The organism is Prosthecobacter sp. (assembly GCF_014879935.1).
In the GTDB taxonomy this organism is placed as follows: domain Bacteria; phylum Verrucomicrobiota; class Verrucomicrobiia; order Verrucomicrobiales; family Verrucomicrobiaceae; genus Prosthecobacter.
This window is the reverse complement of record NZ_JACSRD010000173.1, coordinates 1-4,027: the sequence shown is the minus strand read 5'-3', so window position 1 is coordinate 4,027 and position 4,027 is coordinate 1. Positions and strand designations below refer to the sequence as shown.

At 59.4% G+C, this 4,027-nt stretch carries 5 protein-coding genes; 1 reads left to right on the top strand and 4 read right to left on the bottom strand.

Going from position 1 to position 4,027, the window contains the following annotated elements; genetic code table 11:
- Nucleotides 1–6 precede the first annotated feature (6 nt).
- Complete coding sequence (locus tag IAE77_RS18345) at nt 7–624, bottom strand: transposase (RefSeq protein ID WP_294229591.1); 618 nt, start codon at nt 622–624, stop codon at nt 7–9.
- Nucleotides 625–774: 150 nt separating this feature from the next.
- On the opposite strand from IAE77_RS18345, the gene IAE77_RS18340 reads away from it, so the two are divergent.
- A complete protein-coding gene (locus IAE77_RS18340) occupies nt 775–1,605 on the top strand; it encodes an aldolase (protein WP_294229589.1) in 831 nt (276 codons plus the stop codon).
- 114 nt (nt 1,606–1,719) lie between these two features.
- Here IAE77_RS18340 and IAE77_RS18335 read toward each other — a convergent pair whose 3' ends face one another.
- The 3 genes from IAE77_RS18335 to IAE77_RS18325 are packed head-to-tail and all read right to left on the bottom strand — an operon-like array spanning nt 1,720 to nt 3,936.
- A complete protein-coding gene (locus tag IAE77_RS18335) occupies nt 1,720–2,235 on the bottom strand; it encodes a hypothetical protein (protein ID WP_294229586.1) in 516 nt (171 codons plus the stop codon).
- 52 nt (nt 2,236–2,287) lie between these two features.
- On the bottom strand, nt 2,288–3,313 hold the full coding sequence (locus tag IAE77_RS18330; protein ID WP_294229585.1) for a methyltransferase: 1,026 nt from the start codon (nt 3,311–3,313) through the stop codon (nt 2,288–2,290).
- A gap of 47 nt (nt 3,314–3,360) precedes the next feature.
- Nucleotides 3,361–3,936 carry a hypothetical protein gene (locus IAE77_RS18325; protein WP_294229582.1) on the bottom strand — a complete coding sequence of 192 codons (576 nt, stop codon included), beginning with the start codon at nt 3,934–3,936 and terminating at the stop codon, nt 3,361–3,363.
- Nucleotides 3,937–4,027: the final 91 nt, after the last annotated feature.

The following is a 4,027-nucleotide window of genomic DNA, read 5'->3' as shown; positions in this document are numbered from 1 at the left end:
CATCCGTTATCCAACCCGTGAGTACAACTTCTTTCTCTCGCCTTTTGAGGTTTTAAAACACTGCCTAAAATCATCCTCCACCTTCATCCGGTCGGTCTTAAACCGCGAGATTGCCCTCACCATCGCCGGAGCCGTCTCCTGCTCAAACCACCTCGCCGAGCACCACGGGTATTCCCGCGCCACTTTCACCAACCCATGCTTTACCGCGTTGTGGTGCGTGTAATTCAACCTCGCGAAGTATGAAGTCCGATGGGTGAGCAATGTCTCCCAGTAGTTGTGCCAGACTTGGCGGTCAGAAACTCCGTCCAGCTTATTGATCCAACGGGAAAGCGGTCCATGCAGCGCGCGAATCAGGCGTGGCAGCGATTCAGCATCCTTGGCGTTCGGCGGCGTTTTGGCGACAAAGTGATAATGATTTGAGAACACTGCCCATGCTTCCAAACGCCAGCCAAACTCACTGGTGATCGTCAGCAATCCACGATGCAGCACCTCCAGGCGCGCAGGCTCACGAAAGAAGTGCTGTTTGAGATGGGTTGAGGCGGTGACGAAATAGATCCCCGACGCATCGAGCAGATGCGTCGGCGCGTGCGGCCATGGCGGAGGCTGATCCAGGCGGCGGGGCATGCGAAAAACGTGACTTCGGGCTTCGACAGGGACAAGAAGTTTCTCGCACACCTTGGTCGTGACGAGAGCGGCGCTGAAGACGCCGCAGTCCGAGGACGCTGGCGCGTGAAAGTTGACCGCTTCCCGGTGCGCTTGTAAATGCCCCCCACCATGAAATCCTTCCGCCTCAAACGTCTCTTCAACGCCAAGTCCAACCGCTGCTTCGATGTGGCCGTCGATCACGGCTTCTTCAATCAAGCGGGCTTCCTGCAAGGGATCGAGGACATGCGGAAGGTCATCCAGGTGCTCGTCGATGCCGCGCCGGATGCGATCCAGCTCACGCTCGGCATGGCGCGTCATTTGCAGGAGATTCCGGGCCGCGAGAAGCCCAGCCTCGTGCTGCGCACCGACGTGGCGAACATCTACGGCAAGACGTTGCCCGAAAACCGCCGCTTCAGCCTCATGATCGAGGACTGCATGCTTCAGGCCGTACGTTACGACGCCGCCTGCGTGTGCGTGAACCTCTTCCAAATCCCCGGCGCGCCTGAAGTGCATGCCGAATGCGTGGAAAACATCCTCAAACTCAAACCCCAGGCCGATTACTACGGCGTGCCGATGATGGTGGAGCCGCTGGTGTTTCAGCCGAACGAAAAAGCCGGTGGCTACATGGTCAATGGCGATGAGGCCGCCATCACCTACCTGGTGCGCCAGGCCGTCGAGCTCGGTGCCGACATCATCAAGGCCGATCCCACCGACGATGTGAGCCGCTATCACAAGGTGATCGAGGCTGCCTCCGGCATTCCGGTGCTCGTGCGTGGCGGCGGCCGTGTGAGCGACCGTGAAATTCTCGAACGTACCCAGGGTCTGCTGGCACAAGGTGCCGCCGGCATTGTTTATGGCCGCAATGTCATCCAGCATCCGAATCCCAAGGGCATCACGCGTGCCCTGATGGCCATGGTGCACGAAGGTGTGAGCGTGGATGACGCGCTGGCGTTGGTGTAGAGCAACCGTCCCGGTTGCGTCTTTGCAACTGCAAGCGGGACGCTTGCACTACGAAAAGAAAGCCGGGGCTGCTTGCGCATGACCCCGGCCCCGCTCGTTGTTGGTTGCGGTAAGTTATTTGATGTCGCCTGCGAGACCTTCCGCGTTCAGCGCGGCGGCCAGTTCGGCCTTGGTGAACTCGCCTTCGACAGTGAAGGACTCAGCCTTCGAAACGATGTCGTGCTTGGTGATGCCCGGCACGTTTTTCACAGCGGCGATCGCGGCGTTCGCGCACTTCTGGCAGCAGAGATGCACGCCGGACACGGTGGCCTTGGCGAGTTTCGACTCAGGCTTCGCCGCGGCCGTGGACTTGGATTCGGACTCTTCTCCCTCCACCTTGCCAAAGTAACCGGCGGCGATGATCGCCTCGACAGCCTTCTTCGCGTCCGTCTTCTTCTTCGCGGTGATCTTCACCGTGGTGGTTTTGGCGGGAGCATCGACGACGATGTCCTTGCTGACGGTCAAGGCGGCGTTGGTGATGCCTTTGGAACAACTGCCGCAGCAGTTGTGGACGCCGGTCATGGTGACGGTGACCTCGGCCCGCGCGAACGCGGCCAGAGCAAGCAGTGAGAACAGAGTGAGTTGCTTCATAAGCGACCACTGAGACGATACGACACGTCGTTTTCTTTGCACTATTTAATTTTCAACGACGAAGCGCGGTCATGAAGCCACGCGCAACCGCGGTGTCATGATAAGCACCGGGCGTGAATCCTGCCTCATCAAGCAAGGCGGCGTATTCACCCGTGCTGTAGCATTTTCCCTGCGTGGAGTGCATCAACAGGCAGGAGTACTCCGCGACATGCAGCGGCCCGTTCTTCTCCGCGTTGATGAACGCATCATGAATGATGAGCAGGTCGCCGGGCTTCATTGCGGCATGAGAAACAGCGAGGAGCTTCTTCACTTCAGCCACGCCCCAGTCGTGAAGGACGTTGGAGTAGAGATGCACATCGCAACCGGCTGGCAGGCCATCGAACATGTTTCCCGTCGCCACGCTCACGCGATCAGCACAGCCGCGTTCTTCGATCAATTTGGCCGCGATGCGATCCACGGGCGCTTGGTCAAAGGCGATGGCTTTCAGGAGCGTGTGCTGCGCCGCGATGGAGCTAGCGTAGATGCCGCTGCCCGCGCCGATATCGAGCAAGCATTTGCGACCAGTGAGATCGAGCTTCTTCGCGAGGGCCTGCGAGAGATAGAGGCCTCGGCAATCCATCGCCGCGGTGAATTTGCGGGCGAAGTCCTCCTGCTCCATGGCCTTGTGCCAATCGAACGCCGCCTTGTCGCCGCTCCAGCCGGCCGGTTTGTCCGTTTTGAGCACTTCCAGGTAGTCACGAGCGATCGGACGATCATGGAGCGAGGCATAGTAAGGCCGCAAATCCCACACCGAGCCGGCGCGGAGATGCTCCTTCGCGGTGTCCGTGGCATGAAACACGCCAGCGTCATTTTTCACCCAACCATTCGCGGTGAACAAAGTCAGCATCACGTCCACCGGACGCTCTTTGAAGCCAAAGTGCTCACAAATGCCGCTGAGAGAGGATGGAGTCGCCGCCAGCCAGGTGAAGAAGTCGATGCTCAGCGCCGCCGTGATCAAATCGACCGCGTAGAGGCTGTCGCGGTAGCGGTAGATGTTTAGCGGATCGGTCTGCGGAGCGGAGGTGAGGTCGTGCGGCATGGGTGCGGGATGATGAAGAGTGCGGCCGAACGCGGCAAAACTTCATTTCACTTTTTAGCCGCTGCCTCGCTCGCTGGGGTCTTTGACGGAAACGCCTGCTCTCGCAGACCCTTGGCTGCTTCACGCACCATTCCGTACGGGTCACGACAGGCACGATCGAGGCACGCACGGGCTTTCGCGGGGTGCTTCACGACCGCATCCTCGATCCAGGCATAATAAAAGGTTTGGTCGGGATTTTCACCGGGGCCGGTTTTGCGATTCCGCTCCTGGTCGAGAAAGTGTTTGGCCGCTGCTTCACGTCCGCCGCCGATGGCCAAGGCGGTGGCTCCTTGCAGGCTGAGCACGCGGTAGCCTTGCTCCTCGCGCACCAGCACCGGGCCGATGAAGGACAGATTTGTTGGAGGTGGCTGCTTCGACGTGGTTTCGAGCTGCCTCAGGCAATGCTGGCAGAATGTCTTCTGTGTGACCGGATCACGACCCGTGAGCAGCCGAGAGATGTGAAACGCGACGTTCTGCTGCATCAGGCATTCCGTTTCGGTGCAGTGGGCCGCCTGCGCGTTCTGCGGCCGCATGGCCAGTCCCAGGACATGGCCCGCCTCATGCTGAATGAGCGGAATCATCATCCATCGTCTCAGCAAGGGTCTGTAGCCCCAATGCCGTTAAGCTATAATTTCTGTACTTTCTGTTTTGGTGGTTAACTGACAATGGATGCCC

What these genes read in the sequence shown, in the direction of transcription:
- IAE77_RS18345 (WP_294229591.1), bottom strand. Translation starts at nt 624, where the DNA reads ATGCCCCGCCGCCTGGATCAGCCTCCGCCATGGCCGCACGCGCCGACG.
- IAE77_RS18335 (WP_294229586.1), bottom strand. Translation starts at nt 2,235, where the DNA reads ATGAAGCAACTCACTCTGTTCTCACTGCTTGCTCTGGCCGCGTTCGCG.
- IAE77_RS18330 (WP_294229585.1), bottom strand. Translation starts at nt 3,313, where the DNA reads ATGCCGCACGACCTCACCTCCGCTCCGCAGACCGATCCGCTAAACATC.
- IAE77_RS18325 (WP_294229582.1), bottom strand. Translation starts at nt 3,936, where the DNA reads ATGATGATTCCGCTCATTCAGCATGAGGCGGGCCATGTCCTGGGACTG.
- IAE77_RS18340 (WP_294229589.1), top strand. Translation starts at nt 775, where the DNA reads ATGAAATCCTTCCGCCTCAAACGTCTCTTCAACGCCAAGTCCAACCGC.